This window comes from Acinetobacter bouvetii, from assembly GCF_902753875.1.
GTDB classification, from domain to species: Bacteria; Pseudomonadota; Gammaproteobacteria; order Pseudomonadales; family Moraxellaceae; genus Acinetobacter; species Acinetobacter bouvetii_A.
Genome location: NZ_CADDTS010000033.1, coordinates 75,529 through 91,550 on the forward strand (window position 1 = coordinate 75,529; position 16,022 = coordinate 91,550).

Annotated in this window: 18 protein-coding genes; 5 read left to right on the forward strand and 13 right to left on the reverse strand. The window is 42.1% G+C overall.

Annotated elements, in window-relative coordinates:
* The first annotated feature begins 19 nt into the window (after positions 1–19).
* Both FB6_RS10065 and FB6_RS10070 read left to right on the forward strand, forming a co-directional pair.
* On the forward strand, positions 20–778 hold the full coding sequence (locus FB6_RS10065; RefSeq protein ID WP_174559865.1) for a biotin--[acetyl-CoA-carboxylase] ligase: 759 nt from the start codon (positions 20–22) through the stop codon (positions 776–778).
* Between the two features lie 9 nt (positions 779–787).
* The gene (locus FB6_RS10070; RefSeq protein WP_174559866.1) at positions 788–1,525 is read left to right on the forward strand and encodes a type III pantothenate kinase; all 738 of its coding nucleotides are present in this window, start codon (positions 788–790) and stop codon (positions 1,523–1,525) included.
* A gap of 16 nt (positions 1,526–1,541) precedes the next feature.
* On the opposite strand, the gene FB6_RS10075 is transcribed toward FB6_RS10070, so the two are convergent.
* The 4 genes from FB6_RS10075 to ffh form a co-directional block, all read right to left on the reverse strand.
* Complete coding sequence (locus FB6_RS10075) at positions 1,542–2,105, reverse strand: RBBP9/YdeN family alpha/beta hydrolase (protein ID WP_174559905.1); 564 nt, start codon at positions 2,103–2,105, stop codon at positions 1,542–1,544.
* A gap of 166 nt (positions 2,106–2,271) precedes the next feature.
* On the reverse strand, positions 2,272–2,847 hold the full coding sequence (locus FB6_RS10080; RefSeq protein ID WP_174559867.1) for an RBBP9/YdeN family alpha/beta hydrolase: 576 nt from the start codon (positions 2,845–2,847) through the stop codon (positions 2,272–2,274).
* Between the two features lie 180 nt (positions 2,848–3,027).
* Positions 3,028–3,747, reverse strand: a complete 720-nt coding sequence (locus FB6_RS10085) for a CsgG/HfaB family protein (RefSeq protein ID WP_174559868.1) — start codon at positions 3,745–3,747, stop codon at positions 3,028–3,030.
* A 244-nt stretch (positions 3,748–3,991) separates the two neighbouring features.
* Positions 3,992–5,395, reverse strand: coding sequence for a signal recognition particle protein (ffh, locus tag FB6_RS10090; RefSeq protein ID WP_174559869.1), 1,404 nt, complete (start codon positions 5,393–5,395; stop codon positions 3,992–3,994).
* Between the two features lie 138 nt (positions 5,396–5,533).
* Here ffh and FB6_RS10095 point away from each other — a divergent pair, with 138 nt between their 5' ends.
* Entirely contained in the window at positions 5,534–6,340 is an 807-nt protein-coding gene (locus FB6_RS10095; RefSeq protein WP_174559870.1) for a cytochrome C assembly family protein, read from the forward strand.
* A gap of 226 nt (positions 6,341–6,566) precedes the next feature.
* Here the strand turns inward: FB6_RS10095 and FB6_RS10100 are convergent, their stop codons facing one another.
* Positions 6,567–7,139 (reverse strand): hypothetical protein, encoded by a 573-nt coding sequence (locus FB6_RS10100; protein ID WP_174559871.1) that lies wholly within the window; start codon positions 7,137–7,139, stop codon positions 6,567–6,569.
* 215 nt (positions 7,140–7,354) lie between these two features.
* On the opposite strand from FB6_RS10100, the gene FB6_RS10105 reads away from it, so the two are divergent.
* Positions 7,355–8,290, forward strand: a complete 936-nt coding sequence (locus tag FB6_RS10105; RefSeq protein ID WP_174559872.1) for a tRNA dihydrouridine synthase — start codon at positions 7,355–7,357, stop codon at positions 8,288–8,290.
* 48 nt (positions 8,291–8,338) lie between these two features.
* On the opposite strand, the gene FB6_RS10110 is transcribed toward FB6_RS10105, so the two are convergent.
* The 7 genes from FB6_RS10110 to rpe all read right to left on the reverse strand — a co-directional run bounded on the left by FB6_RS10110 (position 8,339) and on the right by rpe (position 14,565).
* Complete coding sequence (locus FB6_RS10110) at positions 8,339–8,995, reverse strand: nuclease-related domain-containing protein (RefSeq protein WP_174559906.1); 657 nt, start codon at positions 8,993–8,995, stop codon at positions 8,339–8,341.
* Positions 8,996–9,037: 42 nt separating this feature from the next.
* Positions 9,038–9,520, reverse strand: coding sequence for a methylated-DNA--[protein]-cysteine S-methyltransferase (locus FB6_RS10115; RefSeq protein WP_174559873.1), 483 nt, complete (start codon positions 9,518–9,520; stop codon positions 9,038–9,040).
* A 35-nt stretch (positions 9,521–9,555) separates the two neighbouring features.
* On the reverse strand, positions 9,556–9,873 hold the full coding sequence (gene sugE, locus FB6_RS10120) for a quaternary ammonium compound efflux SMR transporter SugE (RefSeq protein ID WP_174559907.1): 318 nt from the start codon (positions 9,871–9,873) through the stop codon (positions 9,556–9,558).
* 259 nt (positions 9,874–10,132) lie between these two features.
* Positions 10,133–11,047 carry a copper resistance protein B gene (locus FB6_RS10125; protein ID WP_174559874.1) on the reverse strand — a complete coding sequence of 305 codons (915 nt, stop codon included), beginning with the start codon at positions 11,045–11,047 and terminating at the stop codon, positions 10,133–10,135.
* Positions 11,034–12,974, reverse strand: coding sequence for a copper resistance system multicopper oxidase (locus tag FB6_RS10130; protein WP_174559875.1), 1,941 nt, complete (start codon positions 12,972–12,974; stop codon positions 11,034–11,036). The genes FB6_RS10125 and FB6_RS10130 overlap by 14 nt, the downstream gene beginning before the upstream one ends.
* 45 nt (positions 12,975–13,019) lie before the next feature.
* Entirely contained in the window at positions 13,020–13,475 is a 456-nt protein-coding gene (locus FB6_RS10135) for a hypothetical protein (RefSeq protein ID WP_174559876.1), read from the reverse strand.
* A 403-nt stretch (positions 13,476–13,878) separates the two neighbouring features.
* On the reverse strand, positions 13,879–14,565 hold the full coding sequence (gene rpe / locus FB6_RS10140; RefSeq protein WP_174559877.1) for a ribulose-phosphate 3-epimerase: 687 nt from the start codon (positions 14,563–14,565) through the stop codon (positions 13,879–13,881).
* Positions 14,566–14,752: 187 nt separating this feature from the next.
* On the opposite strand from rpe, the gene FB6_RS10145 reads away from it, so the two are divergent.
* Positions 14,753–15,028: a DUF2218 domain-containing protein gene (locus FB6_RS10145; protein WP_174559878.1), complete on the forward strand. Its 276-nt coding sequence runs from the start codon at positions 14,753–14,755 to the stop codon at positions 15,026–15,028.
* Positions 15,029–15,177: 149 nt separating this feature from the next.
* Here the strand turns inward: FB6_RS10145 and fghA are convergent, their stop codons facing one another.
* Positions 15,178–16,014, reverse strand: a complete 837-nt coding sequence (gene fghA, locus FB6_RS10150; RefSeq protein WP_174559879.1) for an S-formylglutathione hydrolase — start codon at positions 16,012–16,014, stop codon at positions 15,178–15,180.
* Positions 16,015–16,022: the final 8 nt, after the last annotated feature.

Here is a 16,022-nt window from a genome sequence, read left to right on the forward strand (position 1 = left end):
CACTATTGCTTAGATTTAAATGGATTTAGAGACCCGACAACTGCAAAAAATCCTCGATGATGCGCATCAGCTTCCTGAAGTGTTGATACTCAAACCGGTCACCACCTCAACCAATGATGATGTGCGTGAAATTGCGCTCAAAGGTGTGCAGAGCATTCTGGTCTGTAGTACCCGGCAAACTCAAGGTCGTGGACAGCGTCAACGACAGTGGGTATCCCCTGAAGGCAACATCTATTTAAGCACATTGCTGAATACCCGAACAGCTATTGACGGGCGGCTTGCACTTGAAATTGCATTAAATATTCTGCAAATGCCGAGTTTGCAAGATCTAGATTTGCAAGTGAAATGGCCGAATGACCTGTATAGCCGTCAGGGTAAATGGGGCGGCATTCTGGTCGAACCGATTTCTACCCATCAGGTGATTGTCGGAGTTGGTCTCAATCTGGCACCAATTCCCAAAGAACAGATTGACCAGCATGCCACCTCACTCCGTGAATTAGGATTACAGGATATTTCCCGTATTCAGCTGATTGCGGAATTGTATATGGCCATTCAACAAGCCAGCGCATGGTTTGATCATGATTGTCATAATCTGGCAGCACGTTTTAATCACTATGCTGCTTTTAAAAATCAAGCCGTTGAATTTGAACATCATTCAGGGCTATGCTCGGGGATCTTTGCAGGCATTCAGGATGACGGTTCGGTTCGCATTGAAACCCCTGAAGGTGTGCAACAGTTTTATCAGGGCCGCTTGCGTCTTTTAGCCGCATCTGCGTAGAGAAATACCATGAAGAATCTATGGCTGGATATAGGCAATACCCGTCTTAAATACTGGATTACCGAGAATCATCAGGTGATTGAACATGCAGCTGAACTGCATTTGCAATCGCCTGCCGAACTGCTGCTCGGTCTGATTCAGCATTTTAAAGGTTTAGAGCTGAATCAGGTGGGTGTGTCTTCGGTTCAGGACAAAAAAAACAATGAGCGCATCCAGAAAATTCTCAAGTTTTTAAATGTACCAGTGACTTTTGCCAAAGTGCATGCTGAATATAAAGGCTTACGCTGCGCCTATGAAGATACCAGCAAGTTCGGGATTGACCGTTGGCTGCAAATGCTCGCTGTGGTCAACAATCCTGAGCAAAAATACTGTGTGATCAGTTGTGGTACGGCGCTGACCATCGATTTAACGGATGGTTTACAGCATTTAGGCGGTTATATTTTGCCAAACCTGTATTTGCAGCGCGATTCCCTGATTCAAAATACCAAAGGTATTAAAATTCCGGATGCCTCCTTTGATGAGCTCACCCCGGGCCGCAATACCATTGATGCAGTGCATCATGGCATTCTACTCAGTCTGGTCAGTACCATAGAAAAGGTATTAAACAAGTATCCGAGCCAGCTGATTTTAACTGGCGGCGATGCCCCCTTATTTGCCAAATATCTTGCACAGTATCAGCCTGTGATTGAGCCTGATCTGCTGCTCAAAGGTCTGCAAAATTACATTTATTCTTTGGCTGAAGCCTGATTTTAAAGTATAGGATTTAGCGAATCAGATAAGGCTGGATCACCTGCCAGACTTCAGGCAATTCGGTACAGCCTTCAGAATCAATAAAATGCCCCTGATGCCGGGCTGCAACTAGTTCGGCATCCAGACTTTTAGCCTGTTCAATACTGAACTTGGGCAGCACATGATTATCCCCTTCTGAATAAATCACCACCCGATGCTGAATCTGACGTTTGAGCAATTCAAAATCTATTCGGGCTGCATCAATAAAAGGATTAACCTCATCCAAGCGTCCTAAACGGCCATTAAAACCGGCAATCAAAACCAGTTGTCGTATAGGCTGTGTTTTTAACTGCCGGGATAAATAATGCAGTGCCGCAATACAACCCAAGCTATGTGCAATCACAATACTGTTTTCATCCAGATGCCCCGCCTGTCCTGTGATTTGTGATTCCCACACGGATAACTTGGGACGCGGTGAAGGATCCAGACGCAAGATTTTCAAACTAAAATACTCTTGATCCGCAAGCTGTTGAAACCACGGATACCAGTTTTCTTCCGGGCTGGCGGTATAACCATGTATCACCATCACTTGAGCCATTGTTATTTTTCCATCTGTTTTAGCCATTTGAGTGTGCAATACATTCAGGCGCAATCTGATGATTGAATTGTTAGTTATTTTATAAACTGAGTTGCTCAGATAAAGTAAATTGCAGAGATTTTCCTCTGCAATTTGTTAGATGATGTTCTAATTTTTACATAGATAATCAATGCACTAATAAGGGATGCAGCACATCCCACACCTCTTTACATTCCTCAAAACCATCACTACGCATAAAATGCCCGGCATGATTCACTTCCTGCATTTGAGCATTAATGTAATGCCCCAATAGCACAGCTTTAGGCGGGGACACATAAGGATCATCACAGGAAAAAAATAAAACCCGGGTCGCAATCTGTTTTTGCAAAATGGCCATGTCCAATTTGGCCTGCCGAATAAAACCGTCCAATTCTGGTAATGCGGTTAATTTATCCTTAAAACCGGCCACCAGAATCAGCCCTTTAATCTGTTTTTCACTGAGCGCCTTGGTGAGAAAATGTAGACTGGCCAAGCAGCCTAGACTATGTGCCACAACAATACTGTCTTGATCTAATTGTGGCATTTGCAACCCTAAAGCATGTTGCCAGTTTTGAAAATTTGGGGTATTGGCATCAGGTAAGATCAGTCGTCTTGCCACATGACCTGAATGCTGGATTTGCTGGCCCAGCCATGGAAACCAATGATCATTAGGAGATGCCTGATCACCATGAACGATATAAACTTTCTTTTGAAATTGTGACATAGCTGTTCTTCTTATTATAGATTGTAAAATGGTTCATCTTTATTCAATCATCATATGTCGATTAGAGGAAAAAAATCCAGCCTCTTCATCACAAAATAGGCTGGATTTATTCGAAAGTCTTTCTAACAATAGCTCTGCTATAAACATTTTCAGTTCATGCTCAGCCATGCGTCTAAAAGCTTATTTTTTTGCCGCGACAATCTTCTGGGTAGAAAACTCTGCGACTTGCTCCAACACGTTTGACACCAGTGGCTCCAGTGCTGTTCCTTTAATACCTACAGCACCACCCGCACCGGCAAGGTCATTAAAACTCACCCCATAACTACGATTCTGGCCATTATCCGAGAAGGTTTGTGAACCTAAAACTCGACCGTTTTCAACATCTAGAATTTTAATGTCCAGACTTAGATCAGCCGATTTACTGGTTTGTTTCATACTACCTAAAACTGGAACAAAGTTAGGAATATAACCACCAGCAATATCTTTCTTCTTGGTGCTTACCGCAATAGAAGTCACAGCACCAGTAATCACATATTTCGCAGGTGTCAATTTTAAGGTTTTTCCAGCCAGCGCCATTTCAGATTTTAAGGTCTCCAGTGCTTCACGGTCTTGAATATCAAAGCAGCCAGTTGCCTGTAGACGGGAAGTTAACAGACTGGATAAGCTTTTTTCTGCACCCGGAAAAGTATTTGAAGATTCCCCCGAGGCCATTTGTGCAAGCTGTGCCAGACCCGACATTGGATTGTTCACTGCGCCAGTTGCATTTTGACAACCCGCAGCCTTACAGGTTAAATCATTCACCAAAACCGTGGCAACAGGTTGAGTGCACTCAGCCGCATAGGCGCCTGTGGTTAAAAGAAATGCTCCGATTGCAACTAGCAATTTATTTTGCTTATTCATTATTTACCCTCTTTAAAAAAATATATTCGTCAAAACCACTGGACGAAAAAATCTATTTATACCTGAAAGTGATATTTTTGTCTTGGACAATTAACTATTAATTAATAGTAAAAGTAAATTTTTATAAATAGTTATGAACAAGATAAATATACTTTTTATTTTAAAACTGACTTCAAAACATTTAAATCTGCAATAAAAAAGGCGCAGGATGCGCCTTCTTCGGATTGATCAGTAAAGCTCAATCTTATTTATCTTTATTACCAAATAGTGGGCCCATACCGCCGCCACCGCCAAATTGTTTTTGCATATTGCCCAATGAACGCATCATTTTTGCCATACCTGACGGATTGGCAAATTTCTTCATCATTTTCGCCATTTGTGCATGTTGCTTAATCAGTTTATTCACTTCAGAAACATCCATACCACAACCTGCGGCAATACGTTTTTTACGGCTTGGGTTCATCAAATCCGGATTGCGACGTTCTTTAATGGTCATCGACTGAATAATCGCTTCCATCTTTTTCACTTGCTTTTCAGGATTCGCTTGGGCAATCGCATCTTGAATGCCGGCATTACTCATGCCAGGCAATTTGTCCAGAAAGCCCATCATGCCGCCCATTTTGTTCATCTGTTCAAATTGCATCAGCATATCTTCAAAGTTGAAGCTGCCGCCTTTTTGCAATTTTTTCGCCATTTTTTCGGCTTTTTCTTTGTCAATTTTACGTTCAACTTCTTCGACTAAAGAAAGCACGTCACCCATGCCGAGAATACGCTGTGCAATACGCTCAGGATGGAATGGCTCTAGGGCATCGAGTTTTTCACCCATACCCAAGAATTTAATTGGCTTACCCGTAATCGCACGGACAGAAAGCGCTGCACCACCGCGTGCATCACCATCAGTTTTGGTTAGGATCACACCGGTTAATGGAAGCGCGTCATTAAAGGCTTTCGCTGTATTTGCCGCATCCTGACCGGTCATGGCATCGACCACGAACAGAGTTTCGGTTGGTTTGATGGCAGCGTGAAGTTCTTTAATTTCGTCCATCATTTCGTCGTCTACATGTAGACGACCTGCAGTATCGACAATCAATACATCAGCAAATTGAATTTTTGCTTGTTCAATTGCACGATTGGCAATGGTAATTGGCTTTTCGTCTGCGCTTGATTCAAAGAAAATTGCACCAACTTCACCGGCTACTGTTTGTAGCTGTTTGATTGCTGCTGGACGGTATACATCGGCAGAAACCATGGCCACTTTTTTCTTTTGACGTTCTTGTAAGAAACGTGCAAGTTTTGCCGCAGTGGTGGTTTTACCCGCACCTTGCAAACCTGCAAGCAATACAACTACGGGTGGTTTGGCTGCAAGGTCAAGGCTTTCATTGGCCTCACCCATCATTTTGGTGAGTTCGTCATGGACAATTTTGACGAACGCTTGGCCCGGTGATAACTGAGTCATCACTTCCTGGCCCAATGCCTCTTCCTTAACTTTCGCGATAAACTCACGAGTTACAGGTAACGCCACATCGGCTTCAAGAAGTGCCATACGTACTTCACGTAACGTATCTTTAATATTGTCTTCGGTTAGCTGCCCTGAGCCAGTAACATTTCTTAAACTCTGCGTGAGTCGTTCTGTTAAGGTATCAAACATTGCAAATTCCGCTTAAAATAGCCGTGAGCAAAAAATTGTTTCTTAAAATAGAAAATTTATGCATAGAATGCTATAGGATACTGTAGTTCGCATCGAATTTATATAAATGAATATTCATCATCCTGAAAAAGGTTTGACATGATTAGCCTGCCCTTGGTTTACACGATCCTAGCATTAGTCGCTTATACCTCCTCTTTTTGGTATCTGTTTATCCACTTAATGTCAAAACGTGATCCAAACCATTGGTTTATTGGGCTATTGCTCGGTTTAGGTCTGCTTCTACACGGAGCTGTGCTATATAACGACATGCTGACTCCTTTAGGCATCAATTATGATGTATTTGTGTTGATGTCCTTTACTTCTGGCCTGATGTTGCTGCTCAGCCTGCTGTTTAGTACCTTCCGCCCGATTCTGGCCCTGAACTTACTCGGCATACCCGTAGCTGCAACCGGCCTGATTTTAGGTTTTGCCTTAAGCAAACAGAATCAGATCATTGAACAGCATTCTTTGGGTTTAGATATTCACATTATTTTGTCTTTATCGGCCTATGCGGTTCTGTTGATGGCGACCATTCAGGCAGTGATTTTGTGGTTTCAGAACCGTGAATTAAAGAATAAAACCAAAAGACTGTGGGTTAATTTACTGCCTTCATTTCAGGCGATGGAATCGTTGTTATTTGATTTAATCATTACTGGTTTTATCTTGCTGACTTTAGCGCTTGGTTTTGGTTTCTTTACCATTGAAGATTTCTTTGCCCAGCACTTAGCCCATAAAACAGCATTTAGCATTATTTCCTGGTTTGTTTATGGATCACTTTTAATTGGCCATTACCAGTTTGGCTGGCGAGGTCAAAAAGCCATTCGCTTTACTTTGATTGGTTTTTTCTTATTGGCAGTGGGTTTTATTGGTTCCAAGTTTGTACTGGAAATGGTTTTGGGTAAGTAATACTCTTGTGTTCAGTTTGTCTAATTAAAAACATGGAACAATGATTAAACATTAAGCGTGGAACGTAAAAATAAAGACGTTGTCGCCCTGCCACCCTAAAAATCAGAGTGGTAGGACTTAATACAATGATATCAAAAGAGAAATATCTAGTATTTCGTATAAGGTGTATTATATTAATTTCAGGAAAACTTACAAATACCAATACTTAGCAAAATATATTGTATCTTTAGCCTAAAGAAATTATTTTTTTAAAACTATACTTATCAACATACACAGCCAATGGCCTCCAAATTTCTGAGTAGTTATCAATTAATGTATTTTCGTTTGCAATTTCTTTAGCTTTCTTATGATTAGGTATTAAGCCCCATTGATTTATAGAACTAGGGGAAAGAATTTCAAATGAACTATCTTTTTTAATAATTGGATATATTCCAAACAAAAAAGCAGGTTCTGTAAACTTATTTACAGTCCATCCTATCAAAATCATATCGCTCAATAATAATGCTGAATCCCACTGGTCTTCAAAAAATAATGGCAAATCTTGGAAATAACTATCATCCGCCGCTATTAAATAAGAAATACGATTAGTTTTATTTAGTTCAGTATAAAAATCTCGGTTTTTTACTACAAATTGATATCCATATTTAACATCTTGTCCTGAGGTATTCAAAAGATATGGACTAAAACTATCTAAAAAAAATTCATCATCGACTTCAGTTAATAACTCTGGAATCATCCAAAAATTTTCTAAAAATTTGAACGGCCCATCAACTATTGCAATATGGTGTGGTTTTAACATTCTGGAATCCTATGGATAGAATGAAGGATGACCTTTAGCATTTTGTATCACAATTCAATCAATATAGCCTCAAGCTATTTAACACAAAATCCCTTATACGAAATCTAAATCTTAAAGCCTATCTCACACTACAATATTTCCAAGCCCTTTTCCTAGACAACCCAAAGAAAAAAACGTATAACACCGTTTTTCAAATTTAACGGGTAAACATCACTGTGAAACTCATCCTTGCACCCATGGAAGGCTTAACCGACCCCATTATGCGTGATGTACTCACGTCTGTGGGCAGCTTTGACTGGTGTGTAACCGAGTTTATCCGTGTGACCAATTCAGTCCTACCCGATCATATTTACTATCAATATTGCCCAGAATTACTCAATGGCGGCAAAACAGCATCAGGTACACCTGTACACGTGCAGTTCTTAGGCAATGATCCTGAAATGCTGGCAGCCAACGCCATTCGTGTAGTAGAGCTGGGTGCTCCTGTGATTGATATGAATTTTGGCTGTCCGGCAAAAACTGTTAACCGTCACCGTGGCGGTTCTGTACTGCTAGATGAGCCTGAAGTCGTCCACATGCTGGTCAAAGCTGTTCGAGATGCTGTACCTGCACATATTCCAGTGTCTGCCAAAATGCGTCTGGGTTACATGGATAGAAACTTCACCATGGAAAATGCCCATGCCATTGAAGATGCTGGTGCTTCATGGGTCACTGTACATGCACGAACCAAAGCCGATGGCTATACCCCACCCGCATTTTGGGATCAGTTGGCCCCTATTCGGGAAGCATTAAAAATCAATGTCATCGCCAATGGTGAAATCTGGACCAATGCGGATGCCAAGCAATGCCAACTTGAATCTGGCTGTGAAGATTTAATGATTGGTCGGGCGGCTGTAACCACCCCCGATATCACTCAATGTATCCGTCAAAATACCGATGAGCCAATCATCACCTGGAATGAATTATTAGCTTTGCAAATTCGTTTCCTGAACGGCACCTATAAAAAAGAAATGAATATGGTGGGCCGTTATAAACAATGGCTCGGTATGATGTCCAAACATTATCCTGAAGCCAAAGCATTGTGGGATGAGGTCAAACGGATTAAAGCCTTGACTGAAATCATTGAAAATTTAAATGTTTCCAAGCATTAAAGTAAAAAGCCTTTGAATGTTCAAAGGCTTTTTATCTAGCTTTTCACTTTAGCTCATTTCTTTACGCTGTTTTAAATTTTCCACATGCATTCGATTGGTTTTCCATGATTTTTCCAAAACTTCTTTTTCAATACGCAGTTTGATACGTTTCAGCTTCATGGCAGGAATGACTTCATCCTGAAACCCTTTGACATAATCTACCCATGCCGCGCCACGAAATACATTATCTGGCATGGCCGTTTTAAATTCACTTTCTGGCATAAACACAATCACCGAATGCAGATATTGCGGCTCAATAATATCGGACAATACATCTTGCAGCACTTTCATGTGCTTATAATTTTGATGCAATGGATTTTGAAATTTATAGCTGTTTTTATAAATCTTTTGCGTCCACATTTTTTGGCGTTCACCGCCAAAAATCCAGCCGGTATAATTTTTGGTTTCAATCACAAAAATCCCAAAGGGGCTGAGCAGAATATGGTCAATTTGCGTCGTCCCCGATTGTTCATCGGGCAGAGTACAATCATTTAATAGAATATAGTGAGGGGCTTTTAAATACAGTTTGACATGTACAGCTACCGCTAATTCCCCAACTTTTCCCTTTAGATAAGGCTTAAAAATTTTAAATAATAAAGCACCGATAAAAAATAAAGGCAGCCACCAAAGATTCGATACCGCAAGTCCCAAAATTTGATCCAAAATATCCCCCTGATATTTAAATCATTTATTTATATTCTTATAATATCATTGATTTTTTTCAATTTTTAACAAAATCTCTTTATTCTCCAGTCCACCAGCAAAACCGACCAATTTACCATTGGCTCCGACTACACGGTGACACGGCGCAATAATGGAAATTGGATTTTTACCATTGGCTGCACCCACAGCACGAACCGCTTTGACATTACCCACTTGCTCGGCAATGTCACGATAACTGCGGGTTTCCCCAAATGGAATAGTCAGCAAGGCTTGCCAGACTTTCTTCTGAAATTCAGTGCCTTCAAAATCTAAAGGCAAATCAAATTGCTGCCGTTTTCCAGCAAAATATTCAGTTAACTGCTTTTGGGTTTCCAATAAAATTGGATGATACGTCTGTTCAATCAGTTCGGCTAAACGGACGCGTTTGGGATTTTCATTTTCCCAGAGTACTGCCACCAAAGCCGTGTCATTCGCCACCAATTTTAAGCTGCCTACAGGAGAAGCCATTTCCATAAATGCCAGTTTCATTGTCTACTCCTGCAGTAAAATAAATGATCCAGATTTTATGATGATGACAGTTTCATCAACACTAATCCAGAAATAATCAGTACAGCTGCCAGCATGCGCATGGCCGATGCTGGCTCACCTAAAATAAACACCCCGACCAGAAAAGAACCGACTGCGCCAATCCCGGTCCAGATGGTATAAGCTGTCCCCAGTGGCAAAGTCCGCATGGCATAAGCCAACAGGCCAAAGCTTAAAATCATAAAAACAAGAGTAATAATACTCGGGGTCAGACGTGTAAAACCTTCTGAAAGTTTCATGGCATACGCCCAGACAATTTCAAAAATTCCGGCTAAAACTAGAACTACCCAAGCCATGACGACTATGCTCCATTTGATTAGAGTCAGGTCGTCCTGACGAATTTTCTTGATGCACATAGCAATGCCATGACAACAAGGGAGGTCGTTCCTCCTGAAATTACTTAGATAATTATATAAATAATCGCGCTAAACAGGTGCGAATTTTACATTTTTTGACCAATTGAGCACCCTAAAAGCTCAAACCAGAACTTAAATAAGATCTCAAATGAAAATACGACTGGCCTTAACCAGTCGTTTTTTGAATCAGCTGATGGCATTAAAATTTAAAACGAATCCCGGCACCATACAGCCATTCGTGTTCACTAGAGGTTTGGCTTTGCCAAGCCGTCTGCTCTTGACCTTGCGTATATCCATAAGCAACATCAACAAAAGGCATGACCTTTTTATTGATTTCATACCGCGTTTCCAGGCCCAATTGTGCCGTACTTAAACCGGTTTTCTGAGCATAGCTGGAGTCATCACTCAACACCACATTCAAGTCTAGATAGGGCTTAACAATCAATTTTTGCGTCAACAGCACATCACGCTCAGTTTCCAGACTCAAAGACGTCTGATGGTCCTGCCCGACATATAAATAGGCATTGGTTTCAAAGAAATACGGAGCCAATCCATGCACACCAATCACGGCATCAACTTGATCCTGATCGACTTCCCGATTCTGGTCATTGCGATAGCGTAAACCGGCCTGCACATCCCAAAAATCGGCCACATTACGGCTGTATAACACTTTGGCATCGTACTCGGCTTGCTGTGATTCAGCCTGATCGGCATGGACTTTGATAAAAATCTTGTTTTCATCTGTGCCAATGCGGGTTTCCAGTTCCGACTTTAGAACCCCGTCGCCATCGTTATTGCGCAACCAGCGACTTTCAAGCGTGGTCTGCTGATAAATCTGCCCGCCATGCTCGTTAATATGTTCGGCAGTGGCTGCATCATTCGCGTTGGTATTTTCATACGCTACAAATGGCGCTGCTTTGGCTTCCACCGGTACTTGAGCTACCGTCGACATGACATAATGCTGTGAATGATTGACTGGAATTTCATCCTGTTGTGGCGTCTGCGTTTCTGGCATCAACATGGCATGATGACTTTCATGGGCAAAACTTTGTCCAGATAACAGCAGCAATGAGGCACTCAATGTGCTCATTGCAAAGAGATTAATGATGCGCATGTGAACCTCCTTGCTGAACGTGAGCTGAAGTCTCAGGTGTTGCTACTGTTTTATTTTCATCGACATTGGCCACCACCAGTTTGCTCATCATGCCGGATGACATGTGATACAGCAGATGGCAATGAATCGCCCATTCTCCCAGTTCATCCGCTGTCAGCATCGCAGTCACGGTTTTACCCGGCGGCACAATCAGGGTGTGTTTATTCGGCATATTGGCGCTACTTTGGCCATTTTGCAGCTGCATAAACATGCCATGCAGATGCATCGGATGTGCCATCATGCTGTCATTAATAAATTTCAGCCGGATACGTTCACCATATTTCACCTGTAGCGGTTCAACCTCGGTAAATTTCTTACCATTGATGGTCCAGATATAGCGCTCCATGGTGCCGCCCAAACGCACTTCCAGTTCACGTTCTGCCGGACGGGTATCGGGCTGAGGAGTTAATGATTTCAAATCGCTATATTGCAGTGCCTTATGCCCTGCAGGTGTGGATGCATTGGCCCAACCATAAACCACTTGATCCTTGTCAACTGAGTATGGTTGTTCTGTACGATGCGCCGCATGGCTTTGTTCATGCTGTGGCTCAGTCTCTGACTGTGCTGGCTGAGTGGCATGTTGCGAATGCTGCTGCATCGCAGCATGATTCATTTGAGTATGATCTTTTGTAGACACGTCATGCTGCATCGATGAATGATCCATTGACGAGTGATCCATCATTGGATGCTGCATTGAGCTTACACCACTTTGATCCGCACTGCCGTGATTTTCATGGTCTTGATTGGTGGTGCTTGGATGATCATCCATCTGGGCGTGAATCATATTCGCATGATCACCGGATGCCGAAGCATGTCCCATATCTTCCATGGTGAGTAATGCACGTGGACGGGCTTGTGGCTGATGAATCCCCTGCGTCATTGCAGTCAGCTCATTGTGCAATGACCCAATGGCAAAACCGCTGCGGTCAATCGACTCGGCTTCAATCTGATAATGATTGGCTTTAGGCTCCACAATCACATCATAGGTTTCTGCATTGCCGATCCGAAATTCATCCACAGGAACCGGTTGTACCGGCTGGCCATCAGCACTGACCACCGTCATTTTCAACTCTGGAATACGCACATCATAGAAGGTCATGGCGGATGCATTGATAAAGCGTAAACGCACTTTCTCATTCGGCTTAAACATGCCAGTCCAGTTTTGTTCCGGTGTTTTGCCATTGATCAGGAAGGTATAACCGGTGACATCGGATAAATCGGTTTTCAGCATGCGCATTTGATTCCACATGCCACGATCTTGCCAGGTATTTTTCAGTCCATCACGTTTCACCTGCTTCATGACATCAACCAAGGTTTCACGCTGATTTTGATAATACTCTGCTGACTTTTTCAGATTTTTCATGATCTGATCACTGCTGGACTGATGAAAATCGGACAGCATCACCACATAATCACGATCAGCCTGTTCATGCGCTGCTAGCGGCTTTTTCCCTTTGGGATAAATCACCAAAGCACCATATAAACCGTCCTGCTCCTGTCCTTTGGAATGCGCGTGATACCAGTAAGTACCGTTTTGGCGAACCTTGAAACGGTAGACAAAATCGCTTTGCGGTTTAATGCCTTTAAACTGGTTAAAACCTGGCACCCCATCCATCAGTCCAGGCAGTAACAAACCATGCCAGTGAATGGAGCTATCCTTGTTTTTCAGATTGTTATGCACATGAATCACGGCATCGTCACCTTCTTCAAATTCCAGAAGAGGTGCAGGAAAGTGACCATTTACGGTAATCCGTTTTAAGGGCTTGCCAGTTACATTGACCATCTGTTCATCAATGTTGAGATGATATTCCTTGACCGCGGCAAATGCCCACGACGATGACACTAGACACACCCCGATCACGAGGCTTTGACTTAATTTAATAGACATGACTTAACCTATAATTTAAAAATAAAAAATTTTTTTAAATCACGGTCAAGCTTTGGGGGGACGTAAAATCTGCTGCCAGAACCCGCTTAAATGCTGGGCGGTATAATCAAAATTGAGCACTGGATGCGCTTGAATAGCTTCTATCTGCACAAGATCAGGTGTTTGTGAATCTAGCCAGATACTTAAACTCTGGCAGTGTAACTGCAGACAATCATTACAACTCAAATGCTGTTTATGATCCGTCATGTGCTGATGACAATCCTGATCCTGCTGCAGCACAGTCACATGTTCAACCGAATGATACTGGCCCATTAAGGACTCTTTACTGTCCTGATGGCAATCCGGCATTTCACTGGCTGCGGCTTGCTGATGATCCATCACTATGGCGCGCATCATTTGCTGATGCATTGGCTGTTCTGATGCCAAGACAGCATTACTCCACCCGATGGCAAAAACCATCAGGAACACAAACCAAGCCTGTTTGCGTAATGCAGTCAGCACAAAATTGTCCTTTCGCCTATCCACAAAAAAGAAATAAAAGATAAATCATTGTATTTTGATTTCAGTTTAACAGCATAAACAAGATCAGAGTTATACACAATTTTTAAATTTATGCAGAACAGTGCATATTTTGCCAACATCATGGCAACTTAAACAATAAAGTTATTTTTTAATCAGCTTTATTTTTAAGCATAGATGAATAAACCATCATATTTTTTAGTAGCTTAACAATGTAAAAAAGGACTCATTTGAGTCCTTTTTATACATTTAATGTCTAATTATTAAACTATTGATCTACAATTGTTTATAAACTAATCAAGTTATCCATACAGTTATCTACACAGATATCCATATGGTTATCCATAAAGTTATCCACAACTTAGCAATAATTAATTATAGATTATTAGAGATTAACTGAACCGACTTTTGCCAATTCTGAACGCATTTCTTCAATCACAGCTTTATAATCCGGCTTGCCAAAAATAGCAGAACCTGCCACAAACATATCCGCACCCGCTGCTGCAATTTCGCGAATATTGGCTGGTGTCACGCCACCGTCAACTTCCAAACGGATATCACGGCCTGAAGCATCAATAATTTTACGAGCATGACGCAGTTTATCTAAAGTGCCTGGAATGAACTTTTGACCACCAAAGCCCGGGTTCACGCTCATCAATAACACCTGATCGACTTTATCCAAAACATAGTCCAGATAATGCAATGGCGTTGCCGGGTTAAATACCAAACCGGCTTTAGCACCACCCGATTTAATTAACTGTAAAGAACGGTCAATGTGCTGGGTCGCTTCAGGATGGAACGTGATAATGTCTGCACCTGCTTCCAGAAAATCACCAATCATGCGGTCGACCGGTGAAACCATCAAATGCACATCAATCGGCGCCTGAATGCCATATTTTTTTAATGCCTTGCACACGCCTGCACCAAAAGTCAGGTTCGGTACGTAATGGTTATCCATCACGTCAAAATGTACGACATCTGCCCCTGCAGCAAGTACATTTTCGACTTCTTCACCTAAACGGGCGAAGTCAGCAGATAAAATTGAGGGTGCAATTAAATAGGGCTTGGACATGGAAAACCTGGCTGTGTATTCAAATCGATTTTTCTTATTATAACAAATTGCATCTGGCTACTGTGGCTCAATCCGCATCCGTTCAAATTTATTCAGCATTGCAGATTTGCAATGTTGCGTTGCATTTTTTCACTTTTGTTGTTTGTTCATTCTGTTATTTTAGGATGACACCCCAAGGTAAATGAGAATGAAAAGCAATACAGAAATTCATACAGCTGATGCAGCACGCATTGCCAAACGTTTACTCAACCACTGGAAACATAAATTTGAAGTGGCTGAAACAGAAGGCCATTTCAGTATTTTTATGCCCGATGCAACCGTGAAGCTGATCCCACAATCCGAAGTATTACAGGTATCAATTGATAGTCCATTAGAAGACTTGAGCAGACTGGAAAAAGTGGTGCTGGATCATTTAAGCCGCATGGCCCAACAAGAATTTACCGCCACATGGCAGCATCAATAAATAGCGACATCCATATAGTGACATGAATAAGTAAAGGGAGAATATCATTCTCCCTTTAGTTTCACTGTTGAGTCATCTGCTTTTAAAGATTGAGGTTATTCATTAAAAAAACATCCTCACATAGCTGATTAAAACCGGATCATTTCAGCTTAGGCATCAAGTTGTACTGCATGAAATTGCAGATGGTCATCCATAAAGGTCTGAATAAAATAATAACCATGATCATATCCGGAATGTTCACGCAAGGTCAGTGACTGACCTACCTCTGCACAGGCCTGTTTAAATAAGGCGGGATTCAGTTGGCTATAGAATTGATCTTTCAAGCCCTGATCAATCAGAATCTCTTGGAACAATGGCCCTTTGGACTGAACCAGAGCGGTAGCATCATGCTTTTTCCATTCCGCCTGATCATCACCAAAGTAATGCGAAAAGGCCTTATCTCCCCACGGACATTGGCTCGGTGCACAAATGGGTGCAAAGGCGGAAACTGACTTGAATTTTTCTGGATATTTAAAGGCCAGGGTCAAGGCACCATGTCCACCCATGGAGTGCCCGAAAATGCCTATGGCATCCACTTGCACCGGAAAGTTTTGCAGGGTCAAATCATACAGTTCATCCGCAATAAAACTTTCCATTTGATAATGTTCAGCCCACGGCGCCTGTGTAGCATTAATATAAAATCCGGCTCCTTGACCCAGATCCCAAGAATCGCCTGCGGCCACTTGCTCACCGCGTGGTGAGGTATCCGGACTGATCAGGATTAAGCCGAGTTGTGCAGCTAAACGCTGCGCATGGGCTTTAATGGCAAAGGTTTCTTCCGTACAGGTTAGACCAGCCAAATAAAACAGCGTAGGACAAGGCTGCCCGGTTAAGGCCTGATGAGGCAAGAAAATTCCGAATTTTGCCTGCCCTTTTAAAGTCTTGGAATCAAAAGCATAAATTCGTTGTTCCCCATCAAAGCATCGATTATGTTGGATTAATTCCATGAATGTTT

What these genes read in the sequence shown, in the direction of transcription:
- FB6_RS10065 (WP_174559865.1), top strand. Translation starts at nt 20, where the DNA reads ATGGATTTAGAGACCCGACAACTGCAAAAAATCCTCGATGATGCGCAT.
- FB6_RS10070 (WP_174559866.1), top strand. Translation starts at nt 788, where the DNA reads ATGAAGAATCTATGGCTGGATATAGGCAATACCCGTCTTAAATACTGG.
- FB6_RS10075 (WP_174559905.1), bottom strand. Translation starts at nt 2,105, where the DNA reads ATGGCTCAAGTGATGGTGATACATGGTTATACCGCCAGCCCGGAAGAA.
- FB6_RS10080 (WP_174559867.1), bottom strand. Translation starts at nt 2,847, where the DNA reads ATGTCACAATTTCAAAAGAAAGTTTATATCGTTCATGGTGATCAGGCA.
- FB6_RS10085 (WP_174559868.1), bottom strand. Translation starts at nt 3,747, where the DNA reads ATGAATAAGCAAAATAAATTGCTAGTTGCAATCGGAGCATTTCTTTTA.
- ffh (WP_174559869.1), bottom strand. Translation starts at nt 5,395, where the DNA reads ATGTTTGATACCTTAACAGAACGACTCACGCAGAGTTTAAGAAATGTT.
- FB6_RS10095 (WP_174559870.1), top strand. Translation starts at nt 5,534, where the DNA reads ATGATTAGCCTGCCCTTGGTTTACACGATCCTAGCATTAGTCGCTTAT.
- FB6_RS10100 (WP_174559871.1), bottom strand. Translation starts at nt 7,139, where the DNA reads ATGTTAAAACCACACCATATTGCAATAGTTGATGGGCCGTTCAAATTT.
- FB6_RS10115 (WP_174559873.1), bottom strand. Translation starts at nt 9,520, where the DNA reads ATGAAACTGGCATTTATGGAAATGGCTTCTCCTGTAGGCAGCTTAAAA.
- sugE (WP_174559907.1), bottom strand. Translation starts at nt 9,873, where the DNA reads ATGGCTTGGGTAGTTCTAGTTTTAGCCGGAATTTTTGAAATTGTCTGG.
- FB6_RS10125 (WP_174559874.1), bottom strand. Translation starts at nt 11,047, where the DNA reads ATGCGCATCATTAATCTCTTTGCAATGAGCACATTGAGTGCCTCATTG.
- FB6_RS10130 (WP_174559875.1), bottom strand. Translation starts at nt 12,974, where the DNA reads ATGTCTATTAAATTAAGTCAAAGCCTCGTGATCGGGGTGTGTCTAGTG.
- rpe (WP_174559877.1), bottom strand. Translation starts at nt 14,565, where the DNA reads ATGTCCAAGCCCTATTTAATTGCACCCTCAATTTTATCTGCTGACTTC.
- FB6_RS10145 (WP_174559878.1), top strand. Translation starts at nt 14,753, where the DNA reads ATGAAAAGCAATACAGAAATTCATACAGCTGATGCAGCACGCATTGCC.
- fghA (WP_174559879.1), bottom strand. Translation starts at nt 16,014, where the DNA reads ATGGAATTAATCCAACATAATCGATGCTTTGATGGGGAACAACGAATT.